Source organism: Curtobacterium herbarum, from assembly GCF_016907335.1.
GTDB lineage: Bacteria > Actinomycetota > Actinomycetes > Actinomycetales > Microbacteriaceae > Curtobacterium > Curtobacterium herbarum.
In genome coordinates this window covers 2,191,921-2,207,719 of the sequence record NZ_JAFBBT010000001.1, presented here as the reverse complement: position 1 = coordinate 2,207,719, position 15,799 = coordinate 2,191,921, and the positions used below count along the sequence as shown (strand labels likewise).

17 protein-coding genes are annotated in these 15,799 nt (G+C 72.6%); 8 read left to right on the top strand and 9 right to left on the bottom strand.

Annotation, left to right across the window (positions count from 1 at the left end):
* Positions 1–18 precede the first annotated feature (18 nt).
* Positions 19–456: a VOC family protein gene (locus tag JOD51_RS10525; protein WP_204608209.1), complete on the top strand. Its 438-nt coding sequence runs from the start codon at positions 19–21 to the stop codon at positions 454–456.
* Between the two features lie 50 nt (positions 457–506).
* On the opposite strand, the gene JOD51_RS10520 is transcribed toward JOD51_RS10525, so the two are convergent.
* A complete protein-coding gene (locus tag JOD51_RS10520; RefSeq protein ID WP_204608208.1) occupies positions 507–998 on the bottom strand; it encodes a hypothetical protein in 492 nt (163 codons plus the stop codon).
* 32 nt (positions 999–1,030) lie between these two features.
* Positions 1,031–1,672: a QsdR family transcriptional regulator gene (locus JOD51_RS10515; protein ID WP_204608207.1), complete on the bottom strand. Its 642-nt coding sequence runs from the start codon at positions 1,670–1,672 to the stop codon at positions 1,031–1,033.
* A gap of 69 nt (positions 1,673–1,741) precedes the next feature.
* On the opposite strand from JOD51_RS10515, the gene JOD51_RS10510 reads away from it, so the two are divergent.
* The gene (locus tag JOD51_RS10510) at positions 1,742–2,929 is read left to right on the top strand and encodes an acyl-CoA dehydrogenase family protein (RefSeq protein WP_204611106.1); all 1,188 of its coding nucleotides are present in this window, start codon (positions 1,742–1,744) and stop codon (positions 2,927–2,929) included.
* Between the two features lie 49 nt (positions 2,930–2,978).
* On the opposite strand, the gene JOD51_RS10505 is transcribed toward JOD51_RS10510, so the two are convergent.
* From JOD51_RS10505 to JOD51_RS10490, 4 genes are all read right to left on the bottom strand, one after another.
* Positions 2,979–5,075, bottom strand: a complete 2,097-nt coding sequence (locus JOD51_RS10505; RefSeq protein WP_204608206.1) for a S9 family peptidase — start codon at positions 5,073–5,075, stop codon at positions 2,979–2,981.
* A gap of 87 nt (positions 5,076–5,162) precedes the next feature.
* Positions 5,163–6,041 carry a patatin-like phospholipase family protein gene (locus tag JOD51_RS10500; protein WP_204608205.1) on the bottom strand — a complete coding sequence of 293 codons (879 nt, stop codon included), beginning with the start codon at positions 6,039–6,041 and terminating at the stop codon, positions 5,163–5,165.
* Between the two features lie 450 nt (positions 6,042–6,491).
* Complete coding sequence (locus tag JOD51_RS10495; RefSeq protein WP_204608204.1) at positions 6,492–7,520, bottom strand: NADPH:quinone reductase; 1,029 nt, start codon at positions 7,518–7,520, stop codon at positions 6,492–6,494.
* Positions 7,521–7,569: 49 nt separating this feature from the next.
* Entirely contained in the window at positions 7,570–7,935 is a 366-nt protein-coding gene (locus JOD51_RS10490) for a winged helix-turn-helix transcriptional regulator (RefSeq protein WP_204608203.1), read from the bottom strand.
* A 145-nt stretch (positions 7,936–8,080) separates the two neighbouring features.
* Between JOD51_RS10490 and JOD51_RS10485 the strand changes: the two genes are divergently transcribed.
* Entirely contained in the window at positions 8,081–8,728 is a 648-nt protein-coding gene (locus tag JOD51_RS10485) for an NAD(P)-dependent oxidoreductase (protein WP_204608202.1), read from the top strand.
* Positions 8,729–8,865: 137 nt separating this feature from the next.
* Here JOD51_RS10485 and JOD51_RS10480 read toward each other — a convergent pair whose 3' ends face one another.
* Positions 8,866–10,260, bottom strand: a complete 1,395-nt coding sequence (locus tag JOD51_RS10480; protein ID WP_239539839.1) for an MFS transporter — start codon at positions 10,258–10,260, stop codon at positions 8,866–8,868.
* Between the two features lie 55 nt (positions 10,261–10,315).
* Between JOD51_RS10480 and JOD51_RS10475 the strand changes: the two genes are divergently transcribed.
* A complete protein-coding gene (locus JOD51_RS10475) occupies positions 10,316–11,173 on the top strand; it encodes a LysR substrate-binding domain-containing protein (protein WP_204608201.1) in 858 nt (285 codons plus the stop codon).
* Between the two features lie 13 nt (positions 11,174–11,186).
* Here JOD51_RS10475 and JOD51_RS10470 read toward each other — a convergent pair whose 3' ends face one another.
* Positions 11,187–12,941, bottom strand: a complete 1,755-nt coding sequence (locus tag JOD51_RS10470) for a hypothetical protein (protein WP_204608200.1) — start codon at positions 12,939–12,941, stop codon at positions 11,187–11,189.
* Between the two features lie 105 nt (positions 12,942–13,046).
* Entirely contained in the window at positions 13,047–13,694 is a 648-nt protein-coding gene (locus JOD51_RS10465; RefSeq protein ID WP_204608199.1) for an NADPH-dependent F420 reductase, read from the bottom strand.
* A gap of 94 nt (positions 13,695–13,788) precedes the next feature.
* On the opposite strand from JOD51_RS10465, the gene JOD51_RS10460 reads away from it, so the two are divergent.
* The 4 genes from JOD51_RS10460 to JOD51_RS10445 all read left to right on the top strand — a co-directional run bounded on the left by JOD51_RS10460 (position 13,789) and on the right by JOD51_RS10445 (position 15,775).
* On the top strand, positions 13,789–14,085 hold the full coding sequence (locus JOD51_RS10460; RefSeq protein WP_204608198.1) for a GNAT family N-acetyltransferase: 297 nt from the start codon (positions 13,789–13,791) through the stop codon (positions 14,083–14,085).
* A gap of 19 nt (positions 14,086–14,104) precedes the next feature.
* Positions 14,105–14,566: a VOC family protein gene (locus JOD51_RS10455; protein WP_204608197.1), complete on the top strand. Its 462-nt coding sequence runs from the start codon at positions 14,105–14,107 to the stop codon at positions 14,564–14,566.
* 185 nt (positions 14,567–14,751) lie between these two features.
* On the top strand, positions 14,752–15,228 hold the full coding sequence (locus JOD51_RS10450) for a MarR family winged helix-turn-helix transcriptional regulator (protein WP_204608196.1): 477 nt from the start codon (positions 14,752–14,754) through the stop codon (positions 15,226–15,228).
* A gap of 7 nt (positions 15,229–15,235) precedes the next feature.
* Entirely contained in the window at positions 15,236–15,775 is a 540-nt protein-coding gene (locus JOD51_RS10445) for a metallophosphoesterase family protein (RefSeq protein WP_204608195.1), read from the top strand.
* Positions 15,776–15,799 lie beyond the last annotated feature (24 nt).

Sequence of the window (15,799 nt, the reverse complement as noted above, 5' to 3'; positions counted from 1 at the left end):
CGTACCGAGGAGCACCGCATGACCGAACCGATCGCCCGCCCCACCGCCCTGGCCCACGTCCGCGTGACCGTGACCGACATCGCCCGCAGCAAGGCGTTCTACCAGCAGCTGCTCGGCGTCGACCCGGTCATCGACTTCAGCGACCAGGTCGACGAGCCCGGCGTCACCGAGGACCGCGAGCGCTTCTACGGCGGCTGCGTGTTCCCGCTCGGCGACCAGGTGTTCGGGCTGCGTCCGGTCGCACCGTCCGGGCAGCGGTTCGACCCGGACACGGTGGGCCTCGACCACGTGAGCTTCACCCTCGGCTCGGTCGACGAACTGCACCAGGCGGCGGCCCGGTTGGACGCGGCGGGCATCGAGCACGGAGAGGTCACCGAACTCGGGGACGCCGGCATGACGATCCTGTCGGTGCAGGACCCCGACGACATCAACCTGGAGTTCGCCGCCCGGAAGTGAGTGGTCGGGTGCCCGGGCGGACGGTCGAGGCCGTCTGTCCGGGCATCGGCTCACTCGCCGTTGCCCTGCATCTCGGCAGCGTCGCCGGGGGTGCACACCGACAGGCCTTCGATCGTGTACCCGACCGGGTCGGCGTAGAGGTCGATGGACGTGGTCGGACCGCCGGAACCTCGGACACCGCGCACGGGGTCCTTGCCGCTGTTCTCGTAGGCCTGGGTCGTGATTCCCTTCGCCTTCCAGAGGTCCTGGAGCTTCGCGACGTCGGACGGAGGCGTACCGCCCGGCTTCCGGTCCACGATGTAGGAGTACGCGGCTCCGGTGCCGCCACCCGGCAGCGGGCACGACTGCACGGCGGGCCCGCTGCGGATCGTCCACTCGCCGCCGATCTCGGCGGACGACCGATCGACGATGTCGACGACCGCCCGCTTCGCCTGCGCACTGGTCATCGTCGGTGGCTCGGCCGTCGTGTGCTCGCCGGTGCACCCGGCGAGCAGGACCACGGCGGCAGCGGCGAACGTGATCGCGGCGGGTGTCCTGGTCACAGGGTGGCGGCCTTCCTCGTCGGTGACGGCGTTCAGCCGTCGGACCCGTGCTGCACGGGCCGCAGGATGTACTCGAACGTCGTCCGTGCCCGCTCGGGGTCCGGGGTCTCGCCGGAGATCAGGTCCGCGTACGTGAACGACTCTGACACGCGCACGAGCAGACGGCCGAGTTCCTCGGGGGAGAGCGGCGCCGGGTCGAACACACCGGCGGCCCGCTCCGTCTCGATGAGCGACGCCACGACGGCCACGAAGCGCCGCTGCACGTCGCTGTCGGTCGTCGTGAGCAGCCGGAGGGCCCGGGCCGGCTCGCGGGTCAGGAACGCCCGGAAGTACGGCGCTCGGATCAGGTCCGCCGTGAACCGGTCGAGGACGTCGACGATCCGCTCGGCTCCCGAGGGTGCCGCGGCTCGTCCGGCGGCGTCGAGCGTCGGGACGGCCAGCGACCAGAGGATCTCGGACAGCAGCTGGTCGCGGTTCCCGACCCAGCGGAACAGCGAGGTCCGGTCGACCCCGAGCGAGGACGCGAGCGCTCCCATGTCGATGCGGGAGCCGTCGATGAAGCTGTGCCGCGCGGCACGGAAGGCGCGCTGGGAGTCGGGGTGGGCCTCCAGGCGGGTGGCGAGCGCGCTCGGGACGAGGGCCGAGCCGAGCGCGCCGAGTGCCTGCCTGCTCACGGTTCCCCCAGAGTCGTCGTACCCGTCTTGCAACGTTTCCGAGAATGATGCATCGTTGGGGTCATGTCAATGACCGCCGCGCAGACGCCCCTGCTGGAATCCGACTTCTACCGGTTCCAGGAGCAGCTGACCGACCAGGAACGCGACTCCCTGGGCAGGCTCCGCGAGTACCTCGAGCGCGACGTCGCACCGATCGCGGACCAGTACTGGGCCCGCGCCGAGTTCCCGAAGCAGGTCATCGCACCCCTCGCCGAGCTCGGCATGTACGGTCCGGGCATCCCGCTGGTCCGCCAGTTCGAGAACTCCGCCGTGTACCGCGGCTGGGCTGCGCTCGAGCTCGGCCGCATCGACGCCGGCGTCTCGACCTTCATCGGTGTGCAGTCCGGCCTGGCCATGAACTCCATCGCCGTCGCCGGCAGCGACGAGCAGCAGCGCGAGTGGCTGCCCCGGATGGCCTCCGGCGAGATCGTCGGTGCGTTCGGTCTGACCGAGCCGCTCTCCGGCAGCGACTCGGCCCGCGGCCTCCGCACCACCGCCCGTCGCGAGGGCGACACCTGGGTGCTCAACGGGTCGAAGCGGTGGATCGGCAACGCCACGTTCGCCGACGTCACCGTCATCTGGGCGAAGGACGAGTCGGACAACCAGGTGAAGGGCTTCCTCGTGACGTCGGACACCCCGGGGTTCACCGCGACGAAGATCGAGGACAAGATCGCCCTCCGGTCGGTGCAGAACGCCGACATCACGCTCGAGGACGTCCGCGTCCCCGAGGCCCGGCGGCTGCAGCACGCCGATTCGTTCCGCTCGACGGCGACCGTCCTGCGCCTGACCCGGACCGAGGTCGCCTGGCAGGCCGTCGGGATCTCGATCGGTGCCTACGAGGCAGCGCTCCGGTACGCCCAGGAACGCGTGCAGTTCGGCAAGCCGATCGCCTCGCACCAGCTGATCCAGGACCTGCTCGTCAAGTCGCTCATGAACATCACCGCGTCGATCGCGCTCTGCACCCAGGCGTCCGCGCTGCAGGACCAGGGAGTGGGCGGCGACGAGCACTCGGCGATGGCCAAGGCGTTCGCCACGACGAAGATGCGCGAGACCGTCGGCTGGTGCCGTGAGGTGCAGGGCGGCAACGGCATCGTGCTCGAGAAGGGCGTCGCACGGTTCTTCGCGGACGCCGAGGCGATCTACTCGTACGAGGGCACACGCGAGGTCAACACGCTCATCGTCGGTCGCGCCGTCACGGGTCAGGGCGCGTTCGTCTGACCTGCGGCGGCGGCCGTCGCCCGGAAGCCCGGGCGACGGCTGCCCTGTCTCAGCCGAGCAGCTCCGGCCGCTCCCAGTCCTGCCCGAGCACGTGCTGCCCGAGGAACGCGAACACCGTCTGGTACCAGAGCTTCGCGTGCTGGGGTTGCAGCACCCAGTGGTTCTCGTTCGGGAAGTACAGGAACCGGTGCGGCATCCGGCCGTCGGCGTCCGCGTGGTGTTCGGCGAGCTCGGACCACAGTCGCAGTCCCTCGCCGATCGGCACGCGGTAGTCGTGGTCCCCGTGGACGACGAGCATCGGCGTCCGGATGTCGCCGACGAAGCGGTGCGGGTCGTTCGCCGCCAGACCGTCCGCGTCGAAGATCGACTGCCAGTACTGCGCAGCGTCCGTGGTGCCGGCGAACTGGTCGAGTGCCCAGAGGCTGGCGTGGGTGACGATCGCGTCGAACCGGTCGGTGTGCCCCGCGACCCAGTTCGCCATGTAGCCGCCGAACGAGCCGCCCATCGCGGCTGTCCGGGTCTCGTCGACGTCATCGCGCGCGACGACGGCGTCGGTGATCGCCATCAGGTCGGTGTACGGCGCCTGCCCCCAGGCGTTCCAGCCGCGGTTGACGAAGTCCAGGCCGTAGCCGGTCGACAGCGCCGGATCCGGCAGCAGCACGGCGTAGCCCTGCGCCACCGCGAGCATCGGCGTCCACCGCCACGACCACTGGTTCCACGAGTTCAGCGGTCCGCCGTGGATCCAGAGCAGCAGCGGGTGCGCCGTCCCGGTGGCCGTGGTGTCGTCGGGCAGAACCAGCCAGCCGCGGACACGGGTGCCGTCGGCCGCGGTCGTCTCGACCTCTTCCAGGCGTCCGGGGACCTCCGGCAGGGGAGCGGGCGTCGCCAGGACGTGGACCGTCCCGTCGGCGTCGATGCGGACCGGGTGCAGCGGCGCCGCCCAGGAGGCCCGCAACGCCACCACGACGCCGCTCTCGGCCGCCACGTGCAGGCTCGAGTACGCCCAGTCGTCGTGCGTCAGCTGCTCGACGGGGCCACCGTCGAGCGGCAGGCGGAACACCGGCGCCCGGCCGTCCTGGTCGGCGGTCGCCAGGAGCGCCCCGTCACCGTGCTCGAAGACCAGCTGGCTCGGCCAGCGGTCCCAGTCGGTCGCGATCCGCCGGGCACCGCTGCCGTCGATGTCCGCCGTCCAGACCTCTTGCTGGGAGGCGCCGGCCGGGGTCGAGCGCACCGTCCGCATCCAGGCGATCGTGCGGCCGTCCGAGCTGAGGGCGGGCATCTCGTGGTCGACGCCCGCGTCGTCGAAGAGCACGGTCCGCTCGGCGCTGTCGAGGTCGATCGTCACGAGGACGAACCGGTGTCCACGTGCTTCGGGCACGCCCACCGTGGCGAGCAGGGTGCGTCCGTCGGGGGTCAGCGCGCCGTCGACGGCGTCGAGGCTGCGGCCCGGATCTGGCGTGGCGTCGGTCGGCCGCGGCAGGTGTGCCGGGTACCGGGGCTCCTGCTTGCCGCTGGCGTCGTCGCCTGTCTCGCCGTCGACGCCCCCGTCGGTGCCCTGCGCTTCCTGCAGCGCGCCCAGGTCGATCCGCAGCACGTGCGTCTGGTCGGGCCCCAGGTCGTGGTCCCAGTACCGGATCGGGTAGGACTCGTGCAGGATCGCCCGGACCTTCTGGTCGTCCCGCTGCTTCCGGAGCGCAGCATCGCGGTCGACGTCCCCGTCGGCCGTCGGCAGCAGGGGTGCGGTGACCGCCACCACGTCCGATGTGGTGGCGGTCCCGAGCAGGCCGCCGATCCCGCCGGCCAGCCGGGTGACCGGGCGCGCGTCACCTCCGGCGGCCGGCAGGAGCCAGAGCTGCGCGGGAGCGCCGTCCTTGCCGGACTCGGCGTCCGGCCGGCCGGAGACGAACAGCAGGTCGCCGTGCCGGGTGAACGCGGCCGCGGACTCGCCCGTCGCCGAGCGGGTCAGCCGTGTCGCGACACCGTCGCCGGAGGTCGGGACCGACCACACCGACTTCTTGTACGTGGTGCCGTCCGCGTCGAGCGTGCTCACCGTCACGGCTGCACGTTCGCCGTCGGGGCTCAGCACGAGCCCGTCGACACGGGGCAGCGCGAGGAACTGGTCGAGGTCCGAGAACGGTGTCGTCATGCCGTCACGCTACCGACGGCACCGCCTCCGGCACAGGGCTCCGACCGGCTCTGTGGAGAACCCGGCAGAACCCACAGGCACTGGTCGTCACGCCCAGAACGCGGCGACCCGCTCCGCGACCTGCTCCGCCTGCGCCCGCCCGGCCTCTGCCGAGGGCCGCTGCGTCGACAGCGCCAGCGAGTTCGTGCCGAAGGCCCGGATCGACGCCTCGTCCGCGACCAGGACCTCCACCTGCGACCCGGCATCGCGGAGGGCGGCGACGGACCGGTCGAGCCACGGCCCGAGCGGCGACGGCCCCTCCGGGCTGCACGCGATCACGAGGACGCGCTCGTACCCGGCGGCGACGTCCGCGTTGGTCGCCGACCGCACCCCGCCGTCGACGTACGGGTGCCCGTCGATGCGCACCGGCGACCAGACGATCGGCACGGAGCAGCTCGCCGCGACCGCGCGCTCCAGCGGCACGCCGTCCTCGGCGCGGAAGACCCGGAACGAGCCGTCCACCGCGTCGACCGTGGTCACCGCGTAGGGCTGCTCCGGCCACTCGGCGCTCGGCAGCGTCTGCCGGAAGGTGGCGACACGCTCGTCGTCGCTCTGGCCGGTGGTGACCTCCTGCGCCGCAGCACCGACGCGTGCGCGGGCGTCCTGCTCGGAGGTCGCGCCCTGCATCGCGGCGCCGAAGCGCTGCTCGACCTCGGAGACGTCCACGGCGGCCGGCTCCTCGTACGTCGTCGGCAGCGGGCTCGTCTGCTGTGCGTAGGCGTCCTGCACAGCGCCGGCCCGCAGGAACGCCCCCACCACGCTGCCCGCACTCGTGCCGACCACCAGGTCAGCGGCGCCGAGGTCGACCCCGGCGTCCTCGAGCGCGGACAGGACGCCGAGCTCCCAGGCGATGCCCGCGACCCCACCGCCTCCGAGGACGATCGCGCGGGTTCCGGGCGTGGGAGTGGGCTCTGCAACATCGGTCATGTGTCCTGCATACCAAGTCCGGCGATGAACGCGCACCACGTCGGGTCGGCGGAGCCCGCCACGGGCCGGCCGGGAGGCGCGGATCACCCCCGCCCCGTGCCTCCCGTCCGCCGGTGTGCCCCGCACGACAGCAACCGGCTCGAGCCGCGGTTTCCCGTGGTTCGAGCCGGTTCCTGTTGCGCGGCGGCGAAGTGCGCCGCGCCAGGCGCGACGTCGGGTCGGCGGAGCCCGCCACGGGCCGGCCGGGAGGCGCGGATCACCCCCGCCCCGTGCCTCCCGTCCGCCGGTGTGCCCCGCACGACAGCAACCGGCCCGAACCGCGGTTTCCCGTGGTTCGAGCCGGTTCCTGTTGTGCGGCACCGAAGCGCGCCGCGCGCGTCGGGTGCCCGCGCCGCCCGCCGGGCGCGCCCGCTCGGCGCCCGCCCGCCGCCCGCCAGGCGCGCCCGCGGCCTACTCGGCCGCGACGTCGATGAGCACCTTGCCGACCGCGTCGCCCTGCACGGCGTCGTGCGCCGCCGCGGTCTCCGCGAGCGGGAAGCGCAGCAGCGGCAGGCCCGCGTCCTCGCCGACCGGCAGGACGCCGTCGCGGAGTGCGGCGGTGACGTCCTCGGCGGCGGCCGCCAGGGCAGCGTCACCGATCGTGTAGAGCAGCAGGAACTGGTACCGGGCGTTGATGCTCATGTTCGGCCGGACCGGGATCGACGCCGCGTCGCCACCGTTGTCGGCGTACATCGAGACGACACCGTGGTTCGCCAGCACGGCAGCGTCCAGGTCGGCGTTCGCGGGGATCGACACCTCGACGACGATGTGCACGCCGTCCGGGGCGATGGCGCGGATCTGGTCGGCGGCGTCGTCATCGCGGTAGTTGACGGTGTGGTGCGCGCCGGCCGCCCTGGCGAGGGCGGCCTTGTCGTCGGAGCTGATCGTCGCGATGACGGTCGCACCGGCCCACCGTGCCAGCTGGATGGCGGCGTGCCCGACGGCACCCGCGCCTCCCGCGACCAGGACGATGCGACCGGACAGGGCACCGGGGGCGAGTCGGGCGGGGCCGTCCTCGTGCACGGTCAGGGCGCGGTGGGCGGTCATCGCGGGGACGCCGAGCGAGGCGCCGACGTCGAACGAGACGCCCTCGGGCAGCGGTGCGACGCGGGTGGCGGGGACGACGGTGTACTCCTGCGCGGTGCCGGTCGGGCGGGAGGCCGCGGCCATGAACAGCCAGACGTGGTCGCCGACCGACAGACCCTCGACACCGGGGCCGACCGCGTCGACGATGCCGGCGCCGTCCTGGTTCGGGGTGATCTCCGGGAACGGCAGGCCGTCGCCGTAGGTCCCGCCCTGCCGGGCCTTCCAGTCGGTGGGGTTCACGCCGGAGACGACCACGCGGACGCGGACCTCGCCGTCGCCGGGCTCGGGGACCGGACGGTCGGCGAGGGAGAGGACGGCGGACGTTCCGGGCTGGGAGTAGACGATGGATCGCATGTCTCCACGCAACCACCGGCGGGCGGTCGCGATTCCAGGAGGGACGGGTTCAGCCGCGCGTGTCGTACCCCGAGCGGGCCTCGGCGACGCCGTCCATGTGGTCGATCGCCCACTGTTCGAGCGGCACGAGGACCGTGCGGAGGGACCGTCCGGTGTCGGTGAGCTCGTACTCGACGTGCGGCGGGATCTCGGGGAACACCGTCCGGGTGACCAGGCCGTCCCGTTCGAGGGCACGGAGGGTCTGCGTGAGCATCTTCTGCGACACGCCCTGCACCCGGGTGGCGATCGCCGAGTAGCGGCGGGGGCCGTCGGCCAGGGCGCCGATCGTCAGGACGCTCCAGCGGTCGCCGATCCGGTCGAGGAGCTGCCGGGAGGGGCAGTCCGCCGCGTAGGGGCTGTACTCGAGCGTGCTCATGGTGACCTTCCGTGGGGCCCGACCCGCGACGCGCCCGGGAAGGGCACGCACCGCGAGGTGCCTACTTACTGAAAGAGAGTAACACCCGTAGAGTGAGTGGCACGGCGCGTGACCGCGTCGGCACCATCACCACGAAGGAGCTCGAATGTCCACCATCGTCGTCTTCGGAGGCACCGGCTACGCCGGCTCCGCCATCGTCCGTGAAGCCCTCTCCCGCGGCCACGAGGTCGTCGCCGTCGCGCGCGACACCTCCAAGCTCGACGCCGCCGAACACCTCACGCTCGCCCAGGGCGACGCGTTCGACGCCGGCTTCGTGGCCGACGTGACGAAGGGCGCGGACGTCGTCATCGTCTCCCTGCACGCGGTCCAGTCGGACGGCAGCGAGCTGAAGGACAAGTTCCAGCACTTCGTGGACGCCGCAGAGGCCGCTGGCGCCCGTCTCGGCATCGTCGGCGGCGCCGGCTCGATGCTCGTCGCCGAGGGTGGCCCGGCCCTGTACGACACCCCCGACTTCCCGGACGCGTTCAAGGGCGAGGCGAAGAGCCACGGCCAGATCCTCGAGGCCCTGCGCGCCGGCGACACCGAGGTCGACTGGTTCTACGTCAGCCCCGCCGCGGCCTTCGGCGGCTACAACCCGGGCGAACGTCGGGGCACCTACCGCTCCTCGGACGACGTCCTGCTCGCCGATGCCGAGGGCAACTCGGACATCTCGGGCGCCGACTACGCGATCGCCGTCGTCGACGAGATCGAGCAGCCGAAGCACCACCAGGCGCGTTTCGGCGTCGCCTACTGACCCGACGGGCCCTGCGGGTCCGGTCGTTGCTGGAAAACACCGGTGTTCGTCGGTCGCGCCGCGCGAAAGCGCGATGCGACACACGAACACCGGTGTTTCCGCGTCGGTTACGCCCGCCGCGACGGCCGGGAGGCGCGTCAGCGGTTGCCGACGATGGCCGGCAGGGGCAGGTGGTGGCGCATGCGCACCTCGAGGTGCAGCCCGCCCCGCCGCGCCAGGACGAGCGCGGTGACGGCCGCCGCGGCGGCCGGGACACCGCCCGCGACCATCATCCCGACGTGCGCTCCGAAGTGGTCGACGACCTGGCCCATCAGCGGCCCGCCGATCGCCTGCCCGCCAAGCAGCACCAAGACGTAGAGCGACATCACACGCCCGCGGATCGCGACGTTCGAGGACAGCTGCACCAGTGAGTTCGAGGCGGTCTGGAAGAGCAGCTGCGACAACCCGACCACGACCAGCAGGACCGTGAACGGCGCGATCGTCGGGGTCGAGCCGGCGATGACGAGCAGGACTCCCGTCCAGAACACCCCGCCGACGATCGTCCGGAGCCGCACCACGGCACGCCGGGTGGACAGGACCGCCCCGGTCAGGGCACCGACGGCGACCGCGGAGTTGAACAGGCCGTACCCGCCCGCGCCGACGCCGTAGACCTTCGACGCGAACGCGGAGAGCAGCACCGGCATCGTCAGCGCGAAGACCGAGAAGAACGCCACCAGGATCACCGGGACGATGATCGTCGGCTTCGCGGCGGCGTAGCGGAGGCCCTCCATCAGCTGCCCCTTCGACCGTGGGGCCGGCGGGGTGCGGTGCAGTTCGGAGACGCGGAGGAACCCGAGCGTCACGACCACGGCGACGCAGGCGATCGCGTTGATGCCGAACGACCACCCGGCCCCGACGGCGACGAGCAGGATGCCGGACAGCGCCGGGCCGATCATGCCGCCGAGCTGGAACACCGACGAGTTGACGCTGATCGCGTTCCGCAGGTGCTGGTGTCCGACGATCTCGGTGACGAACACCTGCCGCGCGGGGTTGTCGATGACGGTGACCATGCCGACCAGGAACGCGATCACCCAGATGTGCCACGCCTGCACCACCCCGGCCAGGGTCAGCACCGCGAGCAGCAGCGAGAGCACGGCGAAGGCGCCCTGCGTGATCATCATCAGCGCGCGCTTCGAGTAGCGGTCGACGAACACCCCGCCGAGGAGCCCGAACAGCAGCATCGGGGCGAACTGGCACGCGACCGTGATGCCGACCTGCGCGACCGACCCGGTGAGCTGCAGCACGAGCCAGTCCTGGGCGATGCGCTGCATCCACCCGGCGGTCATCGCGACGAGGTTGGTGGCGGTGAACAGCCGGAAGTTCGGGACGGACAGGGCGATGAAGGACCGGCGCCACGGCGGGCGGACGGTGCTGATCGGGAGCGGCTCGGTGGGCGGGTGGATGGTCGTCGGTGACGATCGCACGGTGACGGGGAACTCCGGCTGTCGAGGGTGGGAACGGTACCCGTACGAAACTAATCGCTCGGCGCCCATTCGATCCTCCTATGATCGGCATCACTCCATTGCGATGTCGAATGAGGTGCCCGTCGTGCTCGATCCCGTCCTGCTCCAGACCTTCCTGGCCGTCGCCGAGACCGGCAGCTTCACGCAGGCCGGCGTCCAGCTCGGCATCAGCCAGCCGACCGTGTCCCAGCACGTCCGCCGACTCGAGTCGACGGTGTCGCGGACCCTGGTGGCCCGGGACACCCGCGGCGTCCGCCTGACCGACAACGGTGACGCGATGGCCGGGTTCGCACGGACGATCCTCGCCGCCCACGCCACCGCCGACGCCTACTTCTCCGGCGTCGCTGCCCGCGGCCGGCTCCGGTTCGGGGCAGCCGACGACCTGGCGATCACGCAGTTGCCGCGCATCCTCCGCGACTTCCGGAAGCTGCACCCCCAGGTGGACCTCGAGCTGACGGTGAACCAGTCCGCGCCGCTCCTCCGCCGGGTGCACGCCGGGCAGCTCGACCTCGTGTTCATCAAGCGCACCGCGGGGGAGTCCGCCGAGGGCACCCGCGTCGCCTCGGACCAGATGGTCTGGATGGCGCAGGACGGCATCGCCCTCGAGGTCGACGACCCGGTGCCGCTGATCGCATACCAGGCGCCGAGCATCAGTCGGCAGATGGCGATCGACGCGCTCGAGGCCGCGGGGCGCACCTGGCGGATCACCTGCAACACCCGCGACGTCAACGGCGTGCTGGCAGCGGTCCGAGCCGGCATCGGCGTCGCGGTGTTCCCGCACTCGCTGATCCCGGCGGACCTGGTGAAGGTGTCGCAGCGGCTGTCGCTGCCGGACCTGCCCGCGGTCGACTACGTCCTGATCGCCAACCCGACCGTGCAGCGCGAGCCGATCGAGGCCCTGACGAACGCGATCCTGTCGCGCGGGGTCGTCCGCGCAGTCTGATGCGCTGCCGAGGTCAGGGCGCGAGCATCGGGGCGGTGCCGGTGCCGGTGCCGGTGATGTCCGGCAGCGGTGCACCGAGTGCCGAGGCGACCGCCCACAGCAGCACGAGGGTGCCGACCGTGCCGAGCACCGCGCCGAGCAGGGCGACCGGCCGCTGCCACGTCGTCAGCGGGTTCCGCATCGTCACGACGGACACCAGGACCGCGAGCAGACCGAGGACCACGCCGACGGCGTGCACGGTCGCGGGAGCGGTGAACCACCACGCCGCCAGTCCGATCGTGCCGAGTCCGGCCACGGCGCCCAGGACGGCGCCCGGGGTCGGTCCGAGGGACCGTGCGGAACGCGCTGTCCCCGGCTGGGCATCGGTCGGGAGGCGCACCGCACCGTCCGGCGCGGCCGTCGCGATGGTCCCGGTCCCGGCCCCGGCGGGTGCGGGGAGCGCGACGGCGGTCGCGCGGCGCTTCGCCGGCTCCTCGACGACGGTGCGGGAACGGAAGGGACGTCGACCGGTGGTGCCGCGTCCGCGGGCGTTCCGGTGGTCGCGGGCCGAGGTCGGCGCTGCGGCCGGAGCGGAGCCCCCGGTGGTCGCGGCAGCGGTGCCGACCGCGGAAGTGGTGACCGGCGGCAGGACCGGGGCGAGCGGCGGTGCGACCGAGGCGTCGTCGGACGCGCTCGGGCCGGCGGAGGTCGGAGCAGTGGTCGGAGCCGGAGCGAGCGCCGGAGCCGGAGCAACGCTCGGTGCCGGTGCACCGATGACCGCGTCGAACGTCGGGGGAGCCGTGACCGCGGGCGGGAGGACCCGGGCCTGCTGCCGGGCGAAGCGGGCGGGGGTGCGGTAGCCGATCGGGCCGACGGGTTCGGGCTCGCCGCCCTCGACGACGAGGTGCTCCAGGCCGGGCACCGAGAACCGCGGCTGTCCGGCTGCCGGGACGACGGGGACCGCCGGTGCCGGCGGCATGGCCGGTGTCGGCGCGGACCAGGCCGCCGTGTCGTCGGCACCGGCGCGCGGGACCGGTGCAGCGACGGCGGGGAGCCCGGCTCCTGCGGACGGCGAGGGTGTGTCGGTGGCAGCGGGTGTGCCGGACTGCGGTGTGTACCAGTTGGCAGGAGCGCCGGGCGTGCTGGCGTCGACGGTGCCGAGCGGCCGGGGCTGACTCTCCGGTGCGGTGTTCCGGGGATCGGCTGGCTGCTTCCCGACGGTGTGGGCTCCGGCGTGGGGAGCGACGGGCATCGCCATCCCCGCACCGCTGCGCCTGGACGACGTGGTCTGGGCAGCGGCATCTCGCCCGGCGCCGTGTCGACCGACGGCGGTGACGCTGGCTGCGATGGTGGTGACGGTCACTCCGCTGCCGGCGGCTCCGACGGCCGGCACGCCGACAGCAGGCGCACTGGTGAGCGGGCTCACGGGGACCATGTCGACGTCCGGGGAGGTCGGGGCCGGCGGGAGCAGCTCCTGAACCGGCAGGTGGTCGGGGGCGACCGCGTTCGGGTCGAGGACCGGCGGGGCGGAGGTGGGGTGCGCCTCCAGGCCGGTGGCCGAAGCCGACCCGACGACCGGCGCCGACGCGACGACCGGAGCCGACCCGACGACCGGGACCGACCCAACGACCGGCACCGCGTCCGGCACGACGCCGACGGCGGGGACTACGCCGGCGCTCGCCGAGGTCAGCGGTGCAGCAGCGGGACGGGCGTCCTCCGGCGGGGCCGTGACCCACGCGGGCACTGCCCGGCGGGGTCGCTCCGACTCGGGCATGCGATGAGACGCCACGGCCGCTGTTCCTCTCCCTGGATTGATCCATCGTCAGTTCTACCCGGGGAGGAACAGCGGCCGAGAGCCCCAGTCAGAGGGGGTCGAACGCGCAGTGCGCGAACGTCACATGTCGCGGTAGCGCTTCGCGGCGGCGAGGGCCTCGCGGAGCTCGTCGACGGTCAGGCGCGGGCCGTAGCCGGGGGTGTCGCGCTGGATGCGCCATCCCTCGGCGAGGGGGCCGGCGTCGACGGTGTCGAAGCCGAACTCGTCGATCAGGTCGGCGACGGTCGTCTTCGCGGCGGCGTCGTCACCGGCGATGACGAGGGCGCGGCGGTCCGGGGTGCCGGCGGGGGTGGCGTGCTCGGTGAGGTGGTCCGCACCGATGTGGTTGAAGGCCTTGACGACGTGGGCGCCGACCAGGTGGTCCTGCAGCATCTCCGCCGTGGTGGTGGTCTCCTGGTCGAGGGCCGCGATCTGGCCGTCGCGCTCGGGGTAGTAGTTGTTGGTGTCGATGACGACCTTGCCGACGAGCGGCTCGACGGGGATCGTGTCGATGGCGCCGAGCGGCACGGTGACGACGACGATCTCGCCCTGGGTGGCGGCGTCCTCGCGGGTGCCGGCGGTCGCGTGCTCGCCGAGCTCACTGACGAGGTCGGTGAGGGTCTCCGGTCCGCGGGAGTTCGCGATCACGACCTGGTGGCCGTGCTGCACCGCGAGGCGTGCGAGCTGGGATCCGATGTTGCCTGCTCCGATGATTCCGATGGTTGTCATGCACAGTGCAACACCTTCGCCCCCGAGGCATTCCGTCTGGCGTTCACCGGAGGTCGGTCGCACCGGACCCTGAACGGCGGTGCAGGATGGCGGCATGACACACGAGTTCCGGAACGAGGCCGACCGAGACCGGTATGCCATGTACGTCGACGGGACCCTCGTGAGCGTGCTCGACTACCGCGTCAACGGTGACGCGATCGCCTTCCCGCACACGTACACGGTGCCGACGCACCGGGGCCACGGGTACGCGGGCGAACTGGTGGAGCACGCCGTGTCCGACGTCGAGACGACATCGACGAAGCGCATCGTCCCGATGTGCTGGTTCGTCAGCCAGTGGTTCGACGAGCACCCCGAGAAGAACGACCTCCTCAGCCGCGGCGTCGCGGACTGACCCCACCGAGAGACCCGTCATGCCGCGCATCGTCCCCTTCCTCTGGTTCGACGACCAGGCCCAGCACGCCACCGAGTACTACACGGAGCTGTTCCCCGACTCCCGCATCGACGGGGTGGGGCGGGCGCCGGACGGCTCGGTGCTCGTGGTCGATTTCACCCTGATGGGGCAGCCGTACCGGGCGATGAACGGCGGCCCCGGGCACCCCTTCACCGACGCGCTCTCGCTGCAGGTCGACGTGGACACGCAGGAGGAGCTGGACCGCATCTGGGACGCCCTGATCGCGGAGGGCGGGCACCCGGTGGCGTGTGGCTGGTTGGTCGACCGCTGGGGGCTGTCCTGGCAGGTCACCCCGTCGATGATGGGCGAGCTGATGGCGGCCGGCGGCGACCACGCGGCGGCGACGCGCGTGTACGAGGCGATGCGCGACATGGTCAAGCTCGACATCGCCGCACTCCGGTCGGCGGCGGCTCCGGCCTGATCCCGGCGGGGCAGCGGTGCCCCGGTCGGTCCCGGATGTCCCCTCTTCAGCGGACGCCCCGTTATCGTGGGTCGACGCCGTCGGCGGAGGGGCCCGTGTCAGCGACGCGGGGACCGCCACGCAGCACCGTGCCCGGAACCGGGCGACCGACCTCCGGCCGACGCCGGACGACAGACTGGAACACCATGGCCGACCCGAGGGGCCCCGGGATCCGCGAGGCGGACATCGGACGGGCGTACACCGAGCTCTCCCGCATCACCCGGCGCGCGAGCGTCCGCGCGCGCGGCACCGACGAGGCGCTGAGCATCGTGGACCAGTCGCTCGTCGACTTCGTGGTGCAGCACCCCGGGTGCATGGCGATCGACATCGCGCGCTACCTGCGGCTGAACCGCTCGACGATCTCGCGGCAGCTGTCCGGTCTGCTCGCCGCGGGCCTGGTCCGCACGGTCGACGGCGGCTCCGGCAACGCGAAGCCGCTCGAGGCGACGGACGCCGGTCGTCGGGCGCTCGCCCGGTCCGTGCAGCTGCACCGGGACGCCCTGGTGGAACGGCTGGCCGACTGGTCCGACGACGACGTGGCACTGCTCGCCGGCATGCTCGAACGACTCGGCGCCGCCGACGAGGTCGACCTGCCGATGCCGCACCACGCATCCGACGAGTGACGACACCGTGAGCACCGCGCTGGTCCTGCTGTCGGACACGCACCTGCCGAAGCGCGCGGCGGACCTGCCGCCCGAGCTGTGGGCCGACATCGACGCCGCCGACCTGGTCGTGCACGCCGGCGACTGGGTCGACCTGGCGACGGTCGACCGGCTCGAAGCCCGGTCCCGCGACCTGCTCGCCGTCCGGGGCAACAACGACCTGGGGTTCGAGGACCGTCTTCCCCTCGTCGCCACCCGCCGGATCGAGTCGCTGCGGTTCGCGGTCGTCCACGAGACCGGGGCGTCGACCGGCCGGGAGCGTCGGGCCGAGGCGGACCACCCGGACGTCGACGTCCTGGTCTTCGGGCACTCGCACATCCCGTGGGACTCCACCGCGTCGAACGGCATGCGCCTGCTGAACCCCGGGTCGCCGACGGACCGCCGCCGGCAGCCGGACCACACGTGGATGCGGTGCGAGGTCGACGGGTCGGACCTGTCGGTCACGCTGGTCCGCCGGGCACCCGGCGCGGACGGCATCCGTCTGGTCCCGTCGCCGGAAGCGTACTGACGGGCGCTCGACCGCCGACATCCG

What these genes read in the sequence shown, in the direction of transcription:
- JOD51_RS10525 (WP_204608209.1), top strand. Translation starts at nt 19, where the DNA reads ATGACCGAACCGATCGCCCGCCCCACCGCCCTGGCCCACGTCCGCGTG.
- JOD51_RS10510 (WP_204611106.1), top strand. Translation starts at nt 1,742, where the DNA reads ATGACCGCCGCGCAGACGCCCCTGCTGGAATCCGACTTCTACCGGTTC.
- JOD51_RS10505 (WP_204608206.1), bottom strand. Translation starts at nt 5,075, where the DNA reads ATGACGACACCGTTCTCGGACCTCGACCAGTTCCTCGCGCTGCCCCGT.
- JOD51_RS10500 (WP_204608205.1), bottom strand. Translation starts at nt 6,041, where the DNA reads ATGACCGATGTTGCAGAGCCCACTCCCACGCCCGGAACCCGCGCGATC.
- JOD51_RS10495 (WP_204608204.1), bottom strand. Translation starts at nt 7,520, where the DNA reads ATGCGATCCATCGTCTACTCCCAGCCCGGAACGTCCGCCGTCCTCTCC.
- JOD51_RS10490 (WP_204608203.1), bottom strand. Translation starts at nt 7,935, where the DNA reads ATGAGCACGCTCGAGTACAGCCCCTACGCGGCGGACTGCCCCTCCCGG.
- JOD51_RS10485 (WP_204608202.1), top strand. Translation starts at nt 8,081, where the DNA reads ATGTCCACCATCGTCGTCTTCGGAGGCACCGGCTACGCCGGCTCCGCC.
- JOD51_RS10480 (WP_239539839.1), bottom strand. Translation starts at nt 10,260, where the DNA reads ATGGGCGCCGAGCGATTAGTTTCGTACGGGTACCGTTCCCACCCTCGA.
- JOD51_RS10465 (WP_204608199.1), bottom strand. Translation starts at nt 13,694, where the DNA reads ATGACAACCATCGGAATCATCGGAGCAGGCAACATCGGATCCCAGCTC.
- JOD51_RS10460 (WP_204608198.1), top strand. Translation starts at nt 13,789, where the DNA reads ATGACACACGAGTTCCGGAACGAGGCCGACCGAGACCGGTATGCCATG.
- JOD51_RS10455 (WP_204608197.1), top strand. Translation starts at nt 14,105, where the DNA reads ATGCCGCGCATCGTCCCCTTCCTCTGGTTCGACGACCAGGCCCAGCAC.
- JOD51_RS10450 (WP_204608196.1), top strand. Translation starts at nt 14,752, where the DNA reads ATGGCCGACCCGAGGGGCCCCGGGATCCGCGAGGCGGACATCGGACGG.